This is a genomic window from Epilithonimonas hominis (assembly GCF_003730015.1).
Lineage (GTDB): Bacteria > Bacteroidota > Bacteroidia > Flavobacteriales > Weeksellaceae > Epilithonimonas > Epilithonimonas hominis.
Window position 1 is genome coordinate 88,068 of record NZ_RJTU01000071.1, and the last position, 19,692, is coordinate 107,759.

The following is a 19,692-nucleotide window of genomic DNA, read 5'->3' on the forward strand; positions in this document are numbered from 1 at the left end:
ATTTATCAAATTCCATTCCTATACTCGTAAATAAAGGATTAATTATAATGAATGATATTAATATTTTGAAAGTATGAAGTTAAGGAAAAAATAAAGTCGTTGATCTTGACCTAGGTTAAAAAAATATTAAAGCAATTAAAATAGAAAGATTCTAAACAAAAAAATGGAAGACTTCTCGCAAAATCTTCCATTTATATTTAAAATGCCTGATGGCTTTAATTCAAAATCTATTAATGACCAACTGTCACCAATTCTTTAATTGACGGTACAAAAGTCGTTAAATCAATGCCTTCCACAGCTTCTTTGTATTCTTCAATGCTTGGAATTCTTCCTTTAATGGCAGATAAAACCACAACCGGAGTAGAAGCCAATAAAGATTCTCCTTTTTTGCGTTCGGAATCTTCCACCACTCTTCCTTGGAAAAGACGGGTAGAAGTTGCTAAAACTGTATCTCCCTTTTCAGCCTTTTCCTGATTACCCATACAAAGATTACAACCAGGACGCTCTAGGTACATCATATTTTCATATTGCGTACGAGCTTCGCCTTTTGGAGCTGCATCGTTGAATTCGAAGCCAGAATATTTTTCCAATAATTCCCAGTCGCCTTCAGCTTTTAATTCGTCAATAATATTATAAGTAGGGGCTGCAACTACCAATGGAGCTTGGAATTCTACTTTACCATTTTGCTTTTCAAGATTTCTCAACATCTGAGAAACGATTTTCAAATCGCCTTTGTGAACCATACAAGAACCTACGAAACCAAGATCCACTTTTTTCTCACCTCCGTAATAAGTCAAATCTCTGATGGTATCGTGTGTATATCGCTTGGAAACATCGTCATTATTAACATCGGGGTCAGCAATCATTGGTTCATCGATAGCATCAAGATTTACAACAACTTCAGCGTAATATTTGGCATTCGCATCAGGAGTCAATGCTGGTTTTTCTCCGGATTTAATCTCCGAAATTCGCTTATCTGCTTTATTGATCAATCCCTGCAGAACCTGCCTGTCATTGTCCATTCCTTTATCAATCATAATCTGGATTCTTGCTTTTGCAATCTCCAACGATTGGATAAGTGTATCATCTTCAGAAATACAGATTGAAGCTTTCGCTTTCATTTCGGCAGTCCAGTCCGTGAATGTAAATGCCTGATCGGCAGGAAGTGTTCCGATATGAACCTCAATGATTCTACCTTGGAAAACGTTTTCTCCGTCAAATTGCTTTAGCATTTGCGCTTGTGTAGCGTGAACGACATCACGGAAATCCATATGTTCTTTCATCTGACCTTTGAACGTAACTTTTACGGATTCAGGAATAGGCATAGAAGCTTCTCCAGTCGCTAGAGCCAAAGCTACCGTTCCAGAGTCAGCTCCGAACGCAACACCTTTTGACATCCTTGTGTGAGAGTCGCCTCCTATGATGATTGCCCATTCGTCAACCGTAATATCATTAAGAACTTTGTGAATAACGTCTGTCATTGCGTGGTATTCACCTTTCGGATCACGTGCAGTAATTACTCCGAAATCGTTCATAAATTTCATCAGTTTCGGAATGTTTGCCTGAGCTTTCTTATCCCAAACTGAAGCTGTATGACATCCAGATTGGTAAGCGCCATCTACAATTGGAGAAATGACAGTTGCTGCCATTGATTCCAATTCCTGAGCGGTCATTAAGCCAGTAGTGTCCTGAGATCCAACAATATTAACTTCTACACGGACATCTGAACCTGCGTGCAACACTTTGCCCGGCGTAAGTCCAACTGCATTTTTGTTAAATATTTTCTCCACCGCAGTAAGACCTTGTCCTTCCACAGAGATTTCCTTTGAAGGCGCAAAAACCGTAGGAATTTCTATTCCTAAAATCTGTGCTGCAATGGTCTGTATCTTTTTACCAAAAACGATCGCATAAGAACCTCCTGCTTTGATGAATTCCATTTTCTGAGGTGTCAAGGCTTTTGAGATGTCAATCAGTTCCTGACCGTCTTTGTATAATTTTTTTGTTTGGGTGTTGATAGTAAGAACGGTTCCAGTTGCTACTGAATAAGATTCCTCTAGGATAATTTCGCCATTCTCATTTCGTACAGGATTACCATTTTCATCTACTTTTTTCACCCAGTTTTTTAGGTCGATTCCAATGCCACCTGTTACATCAACTGTTGTAAGGAAAATTGGTGAGATGCCATTGGTTCCGCCTACAATTGGCGCTATATTAACAAACGGAATATATGGGCTGGCTTTTTTTCCAGTCCATAGAGCAACATTGTTTACACCAGACATTCTGGATGATCCCACACCCATTGTTCCTTTTTCAGCGATCAGCATCACACTTTTATCCGGATGTTGCGCTTGTAATGCTTTGATTTCTTCCTGAGCCTGCGGTGTGATCATACACTTGCCGTGCAATTCTCTGTCGGATCTGGAGTGTGCCTGGTTTCCCGGAGATAATAAATCAGTGGAAATATCACCTTCACCAGCGATGAAAGTTACAACTTTGATTTCTTCCGGAACTTCCGGAAGCTTGGTAAAAAATTCTGCTTTTGCGTAGCTTTCAAAAATTTCTCTTGCGATAGGGTTGTCATTTTTGAATGCTTCTTTCAGTCTGTCAATATCTGCTTCGTATAAGAAAACTTGTGTTTTCAGCACATCCGCAGCTTGTTTTGCGATCTGAAGATTATTTCCTAAAGCTAAATCTATTAAAACTTTGATAGATGGGCCACCTTTCATATGCGAAAGAAGTTCGAAAGCAAAATCCGGCGTGATTTCTTCTACCACAGATTCCCCCACGATAATTTCTTTTAAAAACTGGGCTTTTGCACCTGCAGCACTAGTGGTTCCGGGAAGCGTATTGTAAATGAAAAACTGAAGAGAATCTGCTCTATAAACATTGTTCTTATCCTTTATCTGTGCGATGATGGCATTTAAAAGTTCTGCACTATCAATCGGTTTCGGATGTAAACCTTGTTCTTTTCTCTCTTCAATTTCTTTAAGATAATCTTTGTAAATATTCATTTTTTTATCGTTTCGATTTTTGTAATTCCATTTTTGGCTAGTTAAAATTAGAATTTTTAATTATACTTTAAAAAATCTTACATTTTTGTAGGCCTCTGCATAATAATTCTAAATAATTTATAATTACTTACCAGTCTCAAAATGCGCTCAAATTTACAACTTTAAAAACTTTTACAATAATTATATAATTTAGATTAAAAATAAATTACATATATTTTTTCTATATTTAATATTTTTACCATAATAATTTTTTATTTTAAAAACCACGGAAATTTACATATAGTGTTGGGAATCATTTTTTTACTTAAAAAGAGCAAAGGACAGATTGCGGTTTTAGTTATTTTGATAGTGTTAATCGTAATCTACTATTTTTTTGATCCTACCAAAAGTGATTGGTTTCTGAGATGTCCACTAAAAGTGATTACTGGATATGAATGTGCGGGATGTGGTGTCCAGAGATCATTTCATTCACTTTTGCACTTGCGGTTTTTAGAAGCATTTAGATATAATGCTTTGTTCGTATTGTCAATTCTATACTTTTTATTTTTAATTATTTTAAAGTATTCTGAATCTTTTAGAAGCAACAAAAAGTTGCTAAATTTTTTCTTCAGCAAAAAATGGTTATGTTTTTTGATAATCATAGTTTTATTATTTTCGCTACTCAAAAACACAGATTGTTATAAAGCTTTTATTAACAATTTATAATTGCTGATTACAGATGAAAAGATTTTTAAATTTCACAGTTGTATATTTCTCTATATCGACTTTCGGTCAGTCTGCTGATATTCCGGAACTTATTCCGAACAGTATTAACAAGAAAACAGGATATATAGATCAAAAAGGTAATGTTATCATAGAGCCACAATATCATATTGCGATGTTCTTCTCGGAAGACTGCAATCTTCTTAATTCGCCTAAAGAAAACCTGCGTCAATTTGGTTCTGCAGATTTTGCAACGGTTGAGCAAGACAGAATTAGTTACAGGATTGATAAAACAGGTAAACGTGTTTATCAGTACCAGAAAAATGATCTCGGCAAATGTTTGAAGCCTTATGAAGCTCTTAAATATAAAGCCTTCATTTATAATGGTTTTTATGGTCTCACAATAAAATCCGATGCAGACGTGAGGAACTTCCGCGATTTTGAAATCTATCCTCAGTACCAGATGCTTTATGTCTTGGATGGGAATATAGATGATCCTATGATTATTGCTGTTAGAGAGAATAAATTCGGCATAATCAATAAAAAAAATCAGGTTGTAATTCCTTTTGAGTATGAAGATATAAAGACTAACCTAAGCTGGAAAACGGCCAGTTTATTTGAGGTTTCCAAAAATGGAAAAGACTATTTTTACATCAATAAAAATAATCACGCATATTAATTAAAATTTTTCTAATTTCGCGTTCAGAAATTTAAGGGGTGCTGTAACAAGCTGAGATTATACCCAATGAACCTGGAACAGATAATGCTGTTTAGGGAAGCATTCATTATAAATGATGAATGATAATTGATTAATAATAACGTTATAAAAAATCATTTATCAATCATCACAAATCATTTATAATCATAATCGCCCCTTTTATTCTCATAAATTTTAACAATTAAATTTAAAAGAATGAAAGGATTTATTTTTTTAGGAGTATTTGCTGCTCCATTTTATTTTTCTCAAACTACAGATTCTACACAAGTTACGAATATCCAAGCTGTAGAATTTACCAAAAGAACGCCAACTGCAAAAGCAATTATTAATGTCCAAAAAGATTTGGCAGATAAAAATCTTGGGCAGGATTTGCCCATTCTTCTGAAAAATCAGATATCTGTTGTATCAACTTCGGATGCCGGAAACGGAATTGGTTACACAGGATTCAGAATCCGTGGGACAGCCGGAACAAGTGTTAATGTAATGCTAAATGGTGTTCCTTATAATGACTCCGAATCTCAAGGGACTTTTTTTGTGAATGTTCCGGATCTCACAAGTTCTGCTTCACAAATTGTAATCCAGAGAGGTGTAGGGACTTCTTCTAATGGTGTTTCTGCCTTTGGGGCGAGTGTTAATGTGATTTCCAAAGATCCCTCAGATGAATTTTCAGTAAAATCTGATGATTCTTATGGTTCATTCAATACGTACAAATATTCTGCAGAAATCAATTCTGGGAAATTCTGGAAAAATCGTTTGTCTGTGATGGGAAGATATACACATATCCATTCCGATGGTTATATAGACAGAGCTTCTTCTAATCTACATTCCTATAATTTTTCTGCTTTGTTTCAGGAAAAAAATACGGAGTTGAGGTTCTTGGCTTTCGGAGGAAAGGAAAAAACATATCAGGCTTGGAACGGAATTGATAAAGAGACTTGGGAGACTAATCCAAGGTATAATTATTCTGGAGAAATTTATGAGGCTAATGGAGACATAAGATATTATGACAATGAAACCGATAATTACAAACAAAATCATTATCAGTTATTATGGAACCAGAGATTTTCTGATGGCTGGAAATTAGAAACCACTGCGCATTATACGAAAGGAAAAGGTTACTATGAAAATTACAAACAGGATGCTAAATTCTCTAAATACAACTTGCCTAATATCATCGACAATGGAATAGAAATAAAAAAATCAGATTTCATCAGAAAAAAATGGTTGGACAATGATTTTTATGGCGTGATTTCTACTTTGTATGGAAAATTAGGTAATCTTGATTTGAATATCGGAGCAGTTGCCAATCAGTATTACGGAAGACATTTTGGTAATGTAACTGGCGTTTTTCTACCACAAATTGATGAACACGAATATTACAGAAATAATTCGGTGAAGAACGAAGTTTCTGGATTTGCCAAAGCAATTTATAAACTCAATCAATTCGAATTTTTTGGCGATTTGCAACTAAGAAACATCAATTATGATACAAAAATTGTGCAACAAGGCGATGGTGAAGGTGCAGATTTATATAGAAAATGGACTTTTTTCAACCCGAAAGTTGGTGTCAATTTCAATATTGAAAACGGAAAAGTATTCGTTTCCTATGCCAATGCGCATCGCGAACCAAACCGAGATGATCTGTTTGCAAATCCGACCACAAAAGAAGAAACCTTACATGATTTTGAGGTAGGTTGGGAACAGCAATTTGGAAAGGTTGTGTTGACGGCTAATGCGTATTATATGGATTACCAAAATCAGTTGGTTTTGTCAGGTAGAATCAACAATGTTGGTGAATTCATTCGTCAGAATGTGGACAAAAGTTATAGATTAGGAATAGAACTTTCTGCCCAAAGCAGACTTTCTGATAAAATTCAATTAGGAGCTAATTTATCTTTGAGTCAGAATAAGATTAAGGAAATCAACTCGGTTCAAAACAATACAGATGTTGTTTTGAAAGATTCTGATATCTCTTTTTCGCCTAACATGATTGCGAACGGAAATGTGGTTTACTCGCCATTCAAAAATTTCAATCTTGGTGTTACTGCGCAATATGTGGGAAAACAATATTTGGATAATTTAGAAACTGCTGATAATCAATTAAAGGATTACTTAGTTCCAGATTTTAATATGTCATACAAGTTGCCTTTTCAGAAACAAGATGTGACTTTGAGGTTCTTGTTAAATAATTTCACAGATACTAAGTATGTCAACAACGGTTTTAGTGGACCATATTACTTCGCACAAGCTAGAATTAACTTCCTTTTTGGGGTTTCTTTGAAGCTGAAATAAAAATATTTAATTTGATAATCAGTAAGTTATGGGTTTTTAAGGTCTATTTTGTAAATTTTTATTTGTTAACTTAAAATTAATATTAGATTTACATAGATTTCCTTGATTTAAAAAAAATCATTGAAAATCAAATATAGACCTTAAAAATTTACATCAATGAAAAAAATCTATTCTTTAGCACTTGCGGCTTTTGCAAGTGTTGCACTTTCTGCACAATTAACTTATACCGTAACAAACGGTGTCTATAAATTAACTTACGGAAAATCAGGAGACTGGAGTTTCTACAATCCGCAAAGTAATCCAACATTCTATGTTCACGTTTGGTCTGCACAGTCAGATGGGGATAATGACAAAGGAAACTTCGACGATTCTTGGAATAACTCAAACACCATGATGAAATGGGATGCTACAGAAAATGCCTACGTTGGAACTATTGACCTCAATTCCAAGCTCTTTACCAATTCCAATTCTACAATGCCAGGGGGAACTGTAGTGCAAAGAATTGGTGTTGTTTTTAAAAACAAATCGAATGGAGCCGATTTTCAATCTGGCGACAGAGATCTTGAAGGGCCAACAACTTTGACAACCTTAGCCGTATATGAAGTTGGTTCAAAAACAAAATCTCAGGTTGCAGACGGAAAATTATTTACTTCTGCAAAAGGAAATCTGGATATAACAGTTTATGATTTCGCAGGAAAAGTACTCAAGACCTTAAAAGTAAACGCAAATGGAAATCCAATTGACTTAAATCTTTCTCAGAAAGGTTTATATCTTGTGAAGATTTCCGGCAACAACGTTTCGGAAGTTGTAAAGTTTGCATATTAACACTTTAATTAATTCATACCAAATCAAAAGGTTGCTGTAAAAAGCAGCCTTTTATATTTTCTATAACATCAAAAATTATGTAGTTTTGTGGCGATGAATTTTGAATATCTTTTATATCAATATCTTCTGAAGCATAATAGAGCAGAAGTTCCGGAGTTTGGTGTTTTCGAACTTACCAAAGAATCTGCTAAAATAGATGCCGAGAATTCCATTATTATTCCACCGAAAGAAATTGTTACTTTTGAGTATAATCCGTCTGGATACGACAATCAATTAGCGAAATATATTGCTGAGGAAACCAACACGAATATTTTTATCGTTCAAAAGAATCTTAAAAATGAAGTGGCAAAATGGTTTCAGAAATTACAGACAGAGAATTCCTTAAGTCTTGAAAATCTTGGACAGTATCAATTAAACGAAGATAACAAAGTTGTTAAGGTAACAAATAATGATGACGATATTTTTGGTTTTGAAAAAGTGGATTTGCAACATCTTAAAACTTTAAAATCAAAAAATAATTTTACAGAAGATTACAGTTTAAATAAAAATGTGATCTGGACTTTTGTGAGTCTCATTATGGTTGGGACTTCGGCACTTTTTCTTTTCGGAAATCAGGAATTCATATTCGGAAAATCATCAAATATCCCGACAAAACAAATTGTCAAAACAGTTGAGAAACCAAAAGTTTTGGTTGCTCCCAAACAAGATTCTATAAAAACAGATAGTATAAAACCTACAACTAATGCAAAAATCCAAAAAACCAATAGATAGCCTTACGGTAATGACGAACATCGTCTTGCCCAACGAAACCAATTCATTAAGAAATCTTTTCGGAGGCGAATTGTTGGCGAGAATGGATAGAGCTGGGGCTATTTCTGCTACAAAACATTCAGAAAAAAGAGTTGTTACAGCTTCTGTAAATCACGTGTCGTTCGATAATCCTATTCCAGAAGGTGGGATTGTGGTGGTAGAAGCCAAAGTCTCCCGTGCTTTTTCTACATCGATGGAGGTGTATGTGGATGTTTGGGAAGATGATCCAATTAATCAGAGAAAAATTCACACCAATAGTGGGATTTACACATTTGTGGCCATTGATGAAAACGGAAAACCTGCAAAAGTTCCCGAACTGGAACCAGAAACAGAATTGGAAATCGAAAGATTTGCCGCCGCAAAAAGAAGAAAAGAATTATCATTAATCCTTTCCGGAAAAATGAAACCAACAGATTCTATTGAACTCAAAAAGTTATTCTTAGGACAATAAATATTAATACAAACAAGAAACGGGCTTTAGCTCGTTTTTTTTGAGTTTTACACATCTCAGACTGTGATCAAAATAATTAATCCAAAGTCTAATATCTAAATTATGAAAATTCTTCAACTCGATAAAAATCATCCATTAATCTCCGAACAATTGACAGCAAAAGGTTTTGTTGTAGAAGAAGACCATTCTTCGACCTATGATGAGGTTTTGGAAAAAATCATTGATTATCAAGGAATCATTATCCGAAGTAGAATTCCCTTAGACAAAAATTTTCTAACAAGAGCTTCTCATCTCAAATTCATTGCGAGAGTTGGCGCAGGAATGGAAAATATCGATATTGAAACAGCTGAGAATTTAGGAATTAAATTAATTAATTCGCCCGAAGGTAACCGTGATTCTGTCGCCGAACACGTGGTTGGGATGTTGTTGATTCTAATGAACAGATTATTCATTGCGTCTAATGAAGTGAAAAACGGAATCTGGAAACGTGAAGAAAATCGTGGCGATGAATTGCTTGGGAAAACTTTCGGAATCATCGGTTACGGAAATATGGGAAAAGCGACAGCTAAAAGGCTTTCTGGTTTTGGGGTCGAGGTTATTTTCCACGATATTTTACCTAATCTTTCCGATGAATTTGCAACGCAGGTTTCTTTGGAAGAGCTTCAAGAAAGAGCGCATATTTTGAGCCTTCATATTCCTTTGACAGATGAAACTCATTATTTGGTTGATGAAGAATTCATTTCGAAAATGGAAAAGAATTTCTATTTTGTCAATACAGCTCGAGGGAAGAATTTAAAAACCAAAGCTTTAGTACAAGCAATTGAATCCGGAAAAGTTTTAGGTGCTTGTCTTGATGTTTTGGAATACGAAAAGTCTTCTTTTGAAAATCTTGAAACTTCGACTTCGCTCAGTACAAAGGAAAATCAGGATTTAAAATATTTATTAAATTCTGAAAAAGTGATTATTACGCCACATATTGGAGGCTGGACAAGTCAAAGTAAAATCAAATTAGCTCAGTTTATTGTAGATAAGATTTTGTATTATTCTTAATGTAAAATTGTCAGTTAATTATTCGTTAAAATAATCAATTATGTATATTATTTTAACGGTTTTGTTTTTTTTAATGGGATTATATTATTGTGTTTTTAATTTAATGTTATTGAGAGTCAAGTTGTTGTCAGCTTTATTGAAATAAATTATGTGAAAATTTTTATAGTGTTTTTTTTTTTTTTTTTCTTTGCCGTCGAATTAATAATTAAATAACACTATGATGAAAATTACATTTTCGAAATTCTTATTAGCAGGCGGTATGCTTTTAAGTTTAAATTCTTGTAGAGAAGAAGCCTTTTCAGAGGGAAAAGTTGAAAACACAACATCTCTCACCGATTCCAATATAAAAAATGGAAGATTATATTTTCCAAACAAAGAATCTTTAAAGGCTAAATATGAGGAACTCAAAAATCTTTCTAATAAGGATATTGTAAATTATTTGAGTAACAAAAAGTTTGAGTCTTTACGCCCTATAATTACAGACGAGAATGAAACACAAGTAATTGAGACTATAAAAGAAAGAAAAATAAATTTATCTAAAAATCAAGGGATTAGTAACAAAGTTGCTGCCCAAAATCCTCCAACTGTAGAAGATGTGTTAACTGATTTGGATGATTTGGAAGAGATAGTTGGAGATGATGCGTATTCTGCAATGTTAAATGGGGAGGCTGAAATTCAAGTTGCGGACAAGATATATAAATATACTGATGCTGGATTATTTATAACCCCAGCTCAAAAATATGATGTATTAGTCAATTATCTTGATGCTAAAAATATTTCTCGTAATCTTTTGGAACCAACAGAAGAAGCGGTAGTACAAGAATTTATTGCAAATATGCCTTCTGGAGAATTGGTTACTGTCAATGAAGATATTGAATATTATAATTCATTTGTACCACTTCCTGATACAGACCCAGACGGTAACCCAGTTCCCTCAGGACCTTCAGGACCAACCAATAATCCTTCTTCTGACCCAGAAATTTCACAGATTGTTGAAGGACTTAAAATAGGAGAAATAAGAAAGCCTAAATTAGGAAATATATTTGGAACAACTTGGGTGACAGATGATAAATATGAAGACCGAAGAAGGGTTAAAGTAAAGTTTTATTCGCAAGATTTATGGTTGGTTTATGCTATTGGCTGTAAAGTTAAACACCAATACAAGGGGTGGACTGGGACTTGGAGAAAAGAAAATGCAGATAAATTAGGGATTGGAGTTAACTCGATTGCATGGTCATTTACACATCCTGTTCATTTTGCTCAAGGTCTGCCAGGACAAAGATATTTTTTTGAAGATAAAGTATTTACATCATTAGATCAATATTATAACTATGTGAATATGGGGCCTGCAAAAATGCCTACTTTGCCATTTGAAAAGAAAATTGATGGCGTTATAGAATGGGTTGTTAATACGACATCTTTAACTCCGGAACAATTAAGAAAATTATTTTATGAGCAAGCTTGGAAGCAAGCTGTAAAGATTGGACAAGCCTACAATAAAAAATATAATAAAGTTGCATTTGTGGTGGATACAGGAACTCTAACATATATTCAGTATTTTGATTTTAGCCAAGTTGAGGATAACCAAGATGTTATAGAAAGAGTTTTTGATTGGGGAGTAGCAACACCACAAGTAACATATACTTTTGGAGGAGGTGTAGGAAATGGAGCGAATATTACAAGTTATGAATTTAATTTTAATCATCCCACTGCAACGAAAGTCAATATGTATGGAATTGCAAAAAAGAATGGTGGTTGGCATGGTGTTAAGTTAATAACAGAATGAAATTTTTAAAATTAGTAATGTTTTTTGGAATTGTATTTTCTTGCTATCCATCAGACGAAGAAATGGAAAGGCAAGTTAATTCCCGATTTCAAGGAGATTGGATTGGTTCTTTTGATGGTGATGAGAAAGGCAATCTTACCTTTAAGGTTACAAGTACGGGTAATTTTACAGGTAATCTTGAATCTACACAAATTTCTTTTTCCGAAGAGTTTTCGGGCTATGTTCAATCCGATGGTAAGTTAAGTGCTAATACAAGAAGCGGTTTCGTTTTTAATGGACAATTAGTCAGTTTTGAAAACTCGACTGGTCAATGGACGAAAAAAAATGGAAACGAGACATTAAAAGGAAATTTTAAAGTTCAAAAAAAATAAAAATTAATACAATGAAAAAGATCATTTTAACGACCTTCTTGTTTTTGGGTATTTATGCTTTTTCGCAGGAAAATGCACGTGTGGAAAAGTCCGTGACAGGTGTTCAGGTAGGATTTTTTGGTGCGGAATTTTATAATGAAGCCAGATTGTCTGAGAATTTTTCTCTCAGAAGCCAATTAGAACTGTATCCTTCAATTTGGGGTGGCGATATGTACAGCAAAACAGGCTTTGCATTGACACCTGCTATCTCATTAACTCCTAAATTCTACTATAATCTTCAAAAAAGAAAAGATTTAGGAAAAAATATTTCCAATAACTCGGGGAATTATGTTTCTCTTAAAGTAGAATATATTCCTGATTGGTTTGTAATTTCTAATACAAAAGATATACACGTGAGCGAAACTATTTCTATTGTTCCAACTTGGGGATTGAGAAGGAATTTTGCAAAGAATTTTAATTACGAGTTCAAAGCAGGTTTAGGAGTTGGAAAGATTTTGAAAAAAGGATATTCTACTCAAGTGATACCAGATTTAAGTTTTAAATTAGGCTATGATTTCTAATAAATTATAATTACTAGAGACGAAAAACCTTTCAGAAATCTATTTTTGGAAGGTTTTTTATTGTTAAAATTTAACAATTCTTAAGAAAATAGGTGGCTTCTAAAGACTCATTTTATGTTAACTTGCAAATCCTTAGAAGTTGGCAAGAATGAATTTTAGAAAAGTAATCACCATAGGTTTAGCGGTTGTATGTATTAATGCTTGTAAAAGCAAAGAGGAACAAATCAATGAAAATGATAATTGCGAATCTAAACTTCCCAATTACGGTAATGTAGATTTAACCAAAGTTTTCACGCCACAAGAATCCACACTTTCCAACGAATCTACAATTCTTCCTCTCATCAATAATTATTATCAAAAAGTTTGGGAACAAGGCGACCTTAGCGGAGGAATCCTGGTTGCAAAAGGCGATAAGATCATCTTCGAAAAATACAGAGGATTTGGCAGAGAAAACATGCAAATGCCAATCGATGAAAATACACCGCTTCACGTAGCATCCGTCAGCAAAACGATGACCGCAATGGCTGTTTTGAAATTGGTAGAAGCAGGAAAACTGAAAATGGAAGATGACTTAACCAAATTCTTTCCAAAATTCCCTTATAAAGATATTACGGTTTTCAGTTTGTTGTCCCAAAGAAGCGGACTACCAAAATATGAACATTTTGACCAAAGTATAAAACCAGCTCCTGAAGAACTGAAGAAAGATTTCATCTCAAACCAGGACGTTTTGGATATGTTAATTAAGTACAAACCAGAGTTGGGGCGACTTTCCAACACAGGATTTATGTATTGCAACACCAACTTTGCGCTTCTGGCGTTGATTGTTGAGAAAGTGACTGCAACACCTTTTCCGGAAGCGATGCAGGAGATTGTTTTCAAACCGCTGAAAATGAACCATACGTTTATATTCCAGAAAAAAGATATTCCGACGGCTTCGCAATCCTTTTACAGCAGATACAGGCTATATCCGTTAGACAGGCTAGATCTTATTTATGGTGATAAGAATGCCTATACCACACCAAGAGATCTACTGAATTTTTCAGTTGCATTATTTTCAAAAGATTTCTTGAAGCCTGAATTGGCCAATAAAATTTTCGAACCTTATAGCAACGAGAAAAAAGGAATCAATAATTATGGTCTTGGGTTCCGTATGAAGGAATTTGATAATGGAGAAAAACTCACGTATCACAACGGTTGGTGGCACGGAAGCAATTCGGTTTTTGCGCACCTTCTGAAATCTAAAGTTACAATAGTTGCCATTGGAAATAAGTATTCACAAAGGGTATATTCCGCATTGTCATTATCAGGATTATTTGAAAATTTCCCTTTCGAAATGGAAAAGTTCAACAAAACGATGAATCCTAAAGGTGCTTCGGCAGAAAGTGATTCTGTTAATGTGAATGCGGGAGAATAATTTGAGTAGTAAAATAGTTATATTTGTTACTAAATATATTTAAACCATGAAAAGAATATTATTTCTATCTGCTTTCGTTTCTACTTTAGTTTATTGTCAACAAGGGAATGCGAATGTTAATAATAGTCCGGTTACTAGAGAGAGTTTAATTGCAAGAGCTGGATATGTTAATCCACTTGAAACGAAAGGCTCGCCTTATTTATACGCAGAATATAAAAAAGCAAGAATAGCTAATAATCAAAAATTAGTAGATATGCGATATAATGCATATAAAGATGAAGTAGATATTATTAATAATGGTAGGAATATGACCATTTACAAAAACCCAGAATATTCTCCGATACATATTATCGACAGTGACGAAATTTTATATTTGTTAGAGTATCCATACAATGGAAAAAAAGTAATTGGATATTTATTTGAAGTTAAAAAATTAGAAACGGCGACTCTTCTGATGAGAATATCTAAGACGTATGACAAAGGTAAATATGCTCAAGATTCTTTTGATAGAGAAAAAGAAAATACTTACGATGACTTGCCAGATATTTTTTATTTTCAAAAAAAGACGGTCAAATTTTGCAACTGCCAAAAACGAAAGATGAGCTGATCAAAATGTTTCCAGAAAAGAAAGATAAAATAGAAACTGAGGTTAAAGATAAAAAATTAAATCCTAAAAATATGAAAATGTTTCCTCAGTTATTCAGAGCATTATCTTAATAATATACATTTAAATAAATTGATTATCAGAACTTTAATAATTTTTAAAGTTCTTTTTTTATTTTTGATGTAATAAACTGTAAGCTGAAGATGTCTTACTTTTAAACAACCAAGAAATGATGAGGATTAAAGATCAAAAGCTTTTAACCTCAAACAGTAAAACTGAATCTATGACTCAAGACAACTTTAAACAAACGGTCTACATACTCAAAGATGAGATGTACCGTTTTGCGAAAAAGTTTTTAATGAGCGCAGATGAAGCGGAAGATGTAGTAATGGATTTGATGATGAAATTCTGGCAAAAGAAAGATGAATTAATGGTTGTGGAAAATCTGAAAAGTTTTGCCCTGCGAAGTGTAAAAAATGAATGCCTGAACCGCTTGAAACATCACGAAGTGAAACTCGGATTTGCAAGCCAGACAAGGCATCAGTCAGAACTTTATCAGATAGAGACCAATAATATGAGAGAGCAGATTTTGGGATTTATCAACCATCTGCCCGAGAAACAAAAAATGGTCATTCACTTAAAAGATGTCGAGGAATATGAGATTTCGGAGATTTCGGAAATGATGGAAATGGAAGAAAATGCAGTCCGGGTCAACCTGATGAGAGCCAGACAAAAAGTGAAAGAATCAATTAACCAACTTTATGAATATGAAAACAGACAGATACAAGGATTGGGAATCTAGATTCTTCGCAGGCGAAGAGCTGACGCCGGAAGAGGAATTGTTCCTGAAAAATGAAAGCGACAATCCGTATTTTTCTTTTCTAAAAGAGGAGAAACAGGAGAAATTAGATATCAAGTTCGAGGAATTCTTAAACAAAGCGACAAAGCAAAATGTCACAAAAGAACCAAAAATAGTAGCACTACCAATTGTGAAAAGAAAATCTTACACACAATATTGGATGGCAGCGAGTTTAGTTCTACTAATGGGAATCAGTGGATTTTGGATGTTTAACAATCCGGAAAATATTGAACCTCAAATTGCAAAACACACAGAAACTCCTAAGAAAGTTGAAACGCCAAAAGTTTCTCCAATTGAAAATGGTTCAACTCAACAGCCAGTTTTAACTCAACAAAATACTCAGCCAAAAATACAGAAAGTAGCAAAGAAAAATGCAGTTGAAAATCAAGAATCAAAAACGCAGTTTGCTTATCATCAACCAAAAGAAATTAAAAAAGATCAAAACCTAAATAAAGTAAACTCAGATTCAGATTATAATCCGAATTATGTGATTATCAATGGAAAACCAATATACAACGAGCAGGAAGCTATTGCTATAACAAAGGATACTTTTAATTATTTCGCAAGTAACGTTACCCAAACTATAAATCACGCAGAATCTGCCCAAAATCAAACCGTTGATTTTTATAGGATTCTAAATTTTTAACATTAATTAAAATCGCTATCAAAGAAAATTCTGAAAATTAGTACTAATAAAGTAGCGATTGCACAGACCAAAATTATTATGAAAAAAATAGCATTATTCATCGTATTATTTCTTCTGTCCACTAATATTTTCGGACAAACAGAAGAGCTCAATAAACTCTTTGATAAGTATCAGGACACAGAAGGTGTCACCTCCATCAAGATTGCGAAACCGATGTTCAAGTTACTGAATAATCTTAAAATCGATAACGAAGAATTGGGGAAAATTCAACCATTGCTTGCAAAAGTTAATGGACTGAAAATGCTGATTCTGGAAAAACCGGAAACATCAAAAAATCCTCTCGTAGACGAAAAGAAAATAGAGAAAGAAATTTCCAATTCTCTTAAAAATATGAAATATGAGGAGTTGGTTACAGTGAACAACCGTGATGCTAAAATCAAATTTATGGCTCAAGATATCACAGCCAATGTGATGGATAATTTGATTCTTAATATTATTTCAGAAGACAGTTCTGTTCTGATGATGTTGGACGGGAAAATCTCTATGGATGATGTGAGCAAAATGATGGAGGAGACCCAAAATGTAACTTCCATTAATCCTGCAAAAACGATTACTTCATCCACTTTTTCTAAAACCAGCACATCCACTCATACCATAACAGATGGCTCTGGAACGGCAACTTTTACCACCACAAATAATTCTGGAGAATCCAATGTTGGAAGTGAGAGAAATGTTCCTGCCTTTAGCGGAATAGAAACTTCTTCTGGAGTAGATGTAGAATTCACTCAAAGTCCAAAGCAAAGTGTGGTTGTAAAAGTAGAGCCTGAGAAGCAACAATACGTCATAACAGAAGTTGAAAACGGTATTTTGAAAATCTTTGTAAGAAATAATGGCGTAAAGAATTTGAATTTTAATAGTCTTAAAGTGATTGTTTCAGGGCCAAAATTATCAAAATTGGTTACCAAATCTGGTTCGATTTTCAAAGCTGTAAATCCAGTTAGCGAATCGAATTTTGCGGCAAGTTGTTCATCTGGTTCACAAGTTTCGGGAAGTTTTAAAATCTCTACAAACACAGCACTGGATGTTTCTTCTGGTGTAAGCGTAAAAATGAATTTGGAAACCAAATCTCTAGCTTTGGAAGCAAGTAGCGGAAGTTCTATCAAATTGTCAGGAAAAGCAGACTCGGGAGTTTACAGTGCAAGCAGCGGAAGTTCTATCTCAGCAGGCGATTTTGTAACCAAATCTGCAGTTGTGGATGCCTCTTCCGGAGCAAGTGTGAAAATCAATACAACAGAAAGTTTAACCGCAAGTGCAACATCCGCAGCATCTGTCCAGTACAGAGGAAATCCTTCTAAAGTGACAAAATCTGCCAATGAAACGACAGGCTCTACTATTAACGCAATCAATTAGAAATTATGTTAAAATTTATATACATTATCATTTTAGCGATTGTCGGTTTCTTTTTACAATCGTGTATGGTTTCTCAGAAAAAAGTTCACACCGATTTTTTTGACAATACAGGATTCAAAGAAAATTCGACTTTTGTCAGTATCAATGTTCCCAGTTTTTTAGCGAAGTCCTATGTGAAGCAAGCGTTGAGAGAAGATGGAGAGAGCCAGGAAGTGATAGATCTTGTAAAGAAAATCAGTGATGTCAAAGTCTTGATTGTAGAAAGTTCTAAAACGCCAGTTAAAGCAGAATTTCAAAAGTATCTTGCTAAAAATAATTACGAAGAATGGATGTCTGTAAAGCAACAAGGGAATCTGATAAGCCTTAATGCTAAGCAAACAGATGACGTTATCAATCGTATGATAATTACTGTAAGAGATGATAATGATGAAACGATTTTTGTAGATGTAAAAGGGAAGTTTACGCCAGATGATATTTCAAAAATCGTTAATGCCACCGAAAAAAATCAAATCAAAATCAAAAGGAATTAATTATTGAAGAAAAAGCCTGCAGATATAGATTTGCAGGCTTTTGGATAAAATTAATTATAATTAAAGTTTCTATGTTTCTAGAAAAGGGTAGTTGAAAGCTGTACTCTTGCGTACTTATGAGAAGGATTCCAGAGGACTCCAGCATTTACTGGGAAATTTGCATCAAATATTTTCAGGTTTCTTGTTGCCACAAGACCAACATTAACCAGGTCAAATTTGTTTTCGCCATTACCATACAAAAAAGTTGTTTCTCCTTTATTGTTGTCACCTGGATTAAGAGCAAAGCCTGCTCCAACCAAGGCTTTTAAATTGGTTTTCTTCCCTCGTATCAATGGGTAACTTGCTTCCACATAAGTAGAATATTTGTTGGCATCATATTCTCCTTTGTCGTTTAATTTCACTTCTCCTGCATTAGCTCCTCCATACAATAAAACATCGGCTTCTAATCTCAAAGGAAAATGGTCATTAAATTGATAGGAAGTTCTAAGATCTATTATATGAGCAGTTTTGGTGTGTCCGTAGTTGAAAATATCTTTTGAAGAAACAATTTCGTTGATGTTTCGAGAATTGAACAAATCCCAGAGCGCAATAGAAAGTCCTTCCGTTTTGTATTGGATGTAATAATTGATTTCCTTGTAATGGGTGTCATCGGAGTCATTAGAAATTGCCATGCCACCCCATATACCTATTTGGAAGTGTTTGTTTTTATCCAAATCATAATACAGCTGGGCTGTAACAGTTGGTTTGTCCGAGATTACCAAACCTCTCCATAAATGAGCTGTTTCTAGTCCTGCGGTAAGGTGTAGGTTTTCGGTAGGCTGAGGTTCTTCTTTTGCGAAGGCAAAAACAGATAGTAGACTGATGCCAAATGCGGCTATATATTTTTTCAAAGTAATAGTTTTTTTTGATTAATGAATTGCTTGATATGCTAAAATGGCTAAAATAGCTCCAACTATAGGTCCAATTACAGGGATCCAGGCGTACCCCCAATCGCTGGTTCCTTTACCTTTTATTGGTAAAATAGCATGCATGATTCTAGGTCCTAAATCTCTTGCGGGGTTAATAGCATAACCCGTAGTTCCGCCTAGAGATACACCAATAGCCCAGATTAATGTAGTAATTGGCCACAAGCCGATGCTGCCTACAGTTTCGCCTTGAGTGGATGCAAAGCTTGATGAGACAAAAATCAAAACAAAAGTTCCTAAAGCTTCTGAGAATAAATTGGACCATGTGTTTTTAATTGCAGGTCCGGTACTGTAGCAAGCAAGCTGAGCGCCTGGATCCTCAAAAGTAGCATCAAAATGATCTTTGTACATTAGCCAAACTAAGAAGGCTCCGGCCATTGCTCCTAGAAATTCTCCACCTAGATAAGAGATTAGCTCTGTAGAGGTAATTCCGTTTCCAATAAATGTAGCAATACTTACAGCGGGGTTTAGATGTGCTGCACTTCCCAAATTGAGAGCAACTGCCGCTCCGGAAAAAACGGCAAAAGCCCAACCTGCGGTAATGACAATTAATCCCGCTCCGTTACCTTTTGTTTTTTGTAATAATACATTGGCTACAACGCCATTTCCTAGAAGAATGAGAATCAATGTTCCCAATAATTCTGCGATAAAAATGTTTGACATGTTATAATAACCTGAGTTCGGGATA

The 19,692-nt window shown here is 34.5% G+C and carries 19 protein-coding genes; 16 read left to right on the forward strand and 3 right to left on the reverse strand.

The window, feature by feature from the left end; all coding sequences use genetic code 11:
- Nucleotides 1-230 precede the first annotated feature (230 nt).
- Nucleotides 231-3,011: a bifunctional aconitate hydratase 2/2-methylisocitrate dehydratase gene (locus EGH73_RS11420; protein WP_123281941.1), complete on the reverse strand. Its 2,781-nt coding sequence runs from the start codon at nt 3,009-3,011 to the stop codon at nt 231-233.
- Nucleotides 3,012-3,428: 417 nt separating this feature from the next.
- Here EGH73_RS11420 and EGH73_RS14415 point away from each other — a divergent pair, with 417 nt between their 5' ends.
- The 16 genes from EGH73_RS14415 (at nt 3,429) to EGH73_RS11500 (ending at nt 18,039) form a co-directional block, all read left to right on the forward strand.
- Nucleotides 3,429-3,716 (forward strand): DUF2752 domain-containing protein, encoded by a 288-nt coding sequence (locus tag EGH73_RS14415; protein ID WP_376746842.1) that lies wholly within the window; start codon nt 3,429-3,431, stop codon nt 3,714-3,716.
- Between the two features lie 13 nt (nt 3,717-3,729).
- Nucleotides 3,730-4,392: a WG repeat-containing protein gene (locus EGH73_RS11430; RefSeq protein WP_123281943.1), complete on the forward strand. Its 663-nt coding sequence runs from the start codon at nt 3,730-3,732 to the stop codon at nt 4,390-4,392.
- A 234-nt stretch (nt 4,393-4,626) separates the two neighbouring features.
- Nucleotides 4,627-6,723, forward strand: a complete 2,097-nt coding sequence (locus EGH73_RS11435; protein ID WP_123281944.1) for a TonB-dependent receptor — start codon at nt 4,627-4,629, stop codon at nt 6,721-6,723.
- 156 nt (nt 6,724-6,879) lie between these two features.
- The gene (locus tag EGH73_RS11440; RefSeq protein WP_123281945.1) at nt 6,880-7,548 is read left to right on the forward strand and encodes a T9SS type A sorting domain-containing protein; all 669 of its coding nucleotides are present in this window, start codon (nt 6,880-6,882) and stop codon (nt 7,546-7,548) included.
- A gap of 93 nt (nt 7,549-7,641) precedes the next feature.
- Entirely contained in the window at nt 7,642-8,319 is a 678-nt protein-coding gene (locus tag EGH73_RS11445; protein ID WP_123281946.1) for an HU domain-containing protein, read from the forward strand.
- On the forward strand, nt 8,291-8,809 hold the full coding sequence (locus EGH73_RS11450) for an acyl-CoA thioesterase (RefSeq protein ID WP_123281947.1): 519 nt from the start codon (nt 8,291-8,293) through the stop codon (nt 8,807-8,809). The genes EGH73_RS11445 and EGH73_RS11450 overlap by 29 nt, the downstream gene beginning before the upstream one ends.
- 102 nt (nt 8,810-8,911) lie before the next feature.
- Nucleotides 8,912-9,859: a 2-hydroxyacid dehydrogenase gene (locus EGH73_RS11455; protein ID WP_123281948.1), complete on the forward strand. Its 948-nt coding sequence runs from the start codon at nt 8,912-8,914 to the stop codon at nt 9,857-9,859.
- A gap of 217 nt (nt 9,860-10,076) precedes the next feature.
- Nucleotides 10,077-11,645 carry a hypothetical protein gene (locus EGH73_RS11460; RefSeq protein ID WP_123281949.1) on the forward strand — a complete coding sequence of 523 codons (1,569 nt, stop codon included), beginning with the start codon at nt 10,077-10,079 and terminating at the stop codon, nt 11,643-11,645.
- A complete protein-coding gene (locus EGH73_RS11465; protein ID WP_123281950.1) occupies nt 11,642-12,016 on the forward strand; it encodes a hypothetical protein in 375 nt (124 codons plus the stop codon). Before EGH73_RS11460 ends, EGH73_RS11465 begins: the two co-directional genes overlap by 4 nt.
- An 11-nt stretch (nt 12,017-12,027) precedes the next feature.
- The gene (locus tag EGH73_RS11470; RefSeq protein ID WP_123281951.1) at nt 12,028-12,576 is read left to right on the forward strand and encodes a hypothetical protein; all 549 of its coding nucleotides are present in this window, start codon (nt 12,028-12,030) and stop codon (nt 12,574-12,576) included.
- Between the two features lie 148 nt (nt 12,577-12,724).
- Nucleotides 12,725-13,990: a serine hydrolase domain-containing protein gene (locus tag EGH73_RS11475; RefSeq protein ID WP_123281952.1), complete on the forward strand. Its 1,266-nt coding sequence runs from the start codon at nt 12,725-12,727 to the stop codon at nt 13,988-13,990.
- A 46-nt stretch (nt 13,991-14,036) separates the two neighbouring features.
- Complete coding sequence (locus EGH73_RS11480; RefSeq protein WP_123281953.1) at nt 14,037-14,597, forward strand: hypothetical protein; 561 nt, start codon at nt 14,037-14,039, stop codon at nt 14,595-14,597.
- A gap of 280 nt (nt 14,598-14,877) precedes the next feature.
- Entirely contained in the window at nt 14,878-15,396 is a 519-nt protein-coding gene (locus EGH73_RS11485) for a sigma-70 family RNA polymerase sigma factor (RefSeq protein ID WP_123281959.1), read from the forward strand.
- Nucleotides 15,362-16,099: a hypothetical protein gene (locus EGH73_RS11490; RefSeq protein ID WP_123281954.1), complete on the forward strand. Its 738-nt coding sequence runs from the start codon at nt 15,362-15,364 to the stop codon at nt 16,097-16,099. The genes EGH73_RS11485 and EGH73_RS11490 overlap by 35 nt, the downstream gene beginning before the upstream one ends.
- Before the next feature lie 78 nt (nt 16,100-16,177).
- On the forward strand, nt 16,178-17,509 hold the full coding sequence (locus EGH73_RS11495; RefSeq protein WP_123281955.1) for a DUF4252 domain-containing protein: 1,332 nt from the start codon (nt 16,178-16,180) through the stop codon (nt 17,507-17,509).
- A gap of 5 nt (nt 17,510-17,514) precedes the next feature.
- Nucleotides 17,515-18,039: a DUF4252 domain-containing protein gene (locus EGH73_RS11500; RefSeq protein WP_123281956.1), complete on the forward strand. Its 525-nt coding sequence runs from the start codon at nt 17,515-17,517 to the stop codon at nt 18,037-18,039.
- 77 nt (nt 18,040-18,116) lie between these two features.
- Here EGH73_RS11500 and EGH73_RS11505 read toward each other — a convergent pair whose 3' ends face one another.
- Together EGH73_RS11505 and EGH73_RS11510 are read right to left on the reverse strand one after the other, a co-directional pair.
- Nucleotides 18,117-18,929: a hypothetical protein gene (locus EGH73_RS11505; RefSeq protein WP_184808105.1), complete on the reverse strand. Its 813-nt coding sequence runs from the start codon at nt 18,927-18,929 to the stop codon at nt 18,117-18,119.
- Nucleotides 18,930-18,947: 18 nt separating this feature from the next.
- Nucleotides 18,948-19,667 (reverse strand): MIP/aquaporin family protein, encoded by a 720-nt coding sequence (locus tag EGH73_RS11510; RefSeq protein WP_123281957.1) that lies wholly within the window; start codon nt 19,665-19,667, stop codon nt 18,948-18,950.
- Nucleotides 19,668-19,692: the final 25 nt, after the last annotated feature.

Excerpts from the sequence above, each read along its gene's own strand:
- EGH73_RS11420 (WP_123281941.1), bottom strand. The coding sequence starts at position 3,011 with ATGAATATTTACAAAGATTATCTTAAAGAAATTGAAGAGAGAAAAGAA.
- EGH73_RS11430 (WP_123281943.1), top strand. The coding sequence starts at position 3,730 with ATGAAAAGATTTTTAAATTTCACAGTTGTATATTTCTCTATATCGACT.
- EGH73_RS11435 (WP_123281944.1), top strand. The coding sequence starts at position 4,627 with ATGAAAGGATTTATTTTTTTAGGAGTATTTGCTGCTCCATTTTATTTT.
- EGH73_RS11440 (WP_123281945.1), top strand. The coding sequence starts at position 6,880 with ATGAAAAAAATCTATTCTTTAGCACTTGCGGCTTTTGCAAGTGTTGCA.
- EGH73_RS11445 (WP_123281946.1), top strand. The coding sequence starts at position 7,642 with ATGAATTTTGAATATCTTTTATATCAATATCTTCTGAAGCATAATAGA.
- EGH73_RS11450 (WP_123281947.1), top strand. The coding sequence starts at position 8,291 with ATGCAAAAATCCAAAAAACCAATAGATAGCCTTACGGTAATGACGAAC.
- EGH73_RS11455 (WP_123281948.1), top strand. The coding sequence starts at position 8,912 with ATGAAAATTCTTCAACTCGATAAAAATCATCCATTAATCTCCGAACAA.
- EGH73_RS11460 (WP_123281949.1), top strand. The coding sequence starts at position 10,077 with ATGATGAAAATTACATTTTCGAAATTCTTATTAGCAGGCGGTATGCTT.
- EGH73_RS11465 (WP_123281950.1), top strand. The coding sequence starts at position 11,642 with ATGAAATTTTTAAAATTAGTAATGTTTTTTGGAATTGTATTTTCTTGC.
- EGH73_RS11470 (WP_123281951.1), top strand. The coding sequence starts at position 12,028 with ATGAAAAAGATCATTTTAACGACCTTCTTGTTTTTGGGTATTTATGCT.
- EGH73_RS11475 (WP_123281952.1), top strand. The coding sequence starts at position 12,725 with ATGAATTTTAGAAAAGTAATCACCATAGGTTTAGCGGTTGTATGTATT.
- EGH73_RS11480 (WP_123281953.1), top strand. The coding sequence starts at position 14,037 with ATGAAAAGAATATTATTTCTATCTGCTTTCGTTTCTACTTTAGTTTAT.
- EGH73_RS11485 (WP_123281959.1), top strand. The coding sequence starts at position 14,878 with ATGACTCAAGACAACTTTAAACAAACGGTCTACATACTCAAAGATGAG.
- EGH73_RS11490 (WP_123281954.1), top strand. The coding sequence starts at position 15,362 with ATGAAAACAGACAGATACAAGGATTGGGAATCTAGATTCTTCGCAGGC.
- EGH73_RS11495 (WP_123281955.1), top strand. The coding sequence starts at position 16,178 with ATGAAAAAAATAGCATTATTCATCGTATTATTTCTTCTGTCCACTAAT.
- EGH73_RS11500 (WP_123281956.1), top strand. The coding sequence starts at position 17,515 with ATGTTAAAATTTATATACATTATCATTTTAGCGATTGTCGGTTTCTTT.
- EGH73_RS11510 (WP_123281957.1), bottom strand. The coding sequence starts at position 19,667 with ATGTCAAACATTTTTATCGCAGAATTATTGGGAACATTGATTCTCATT.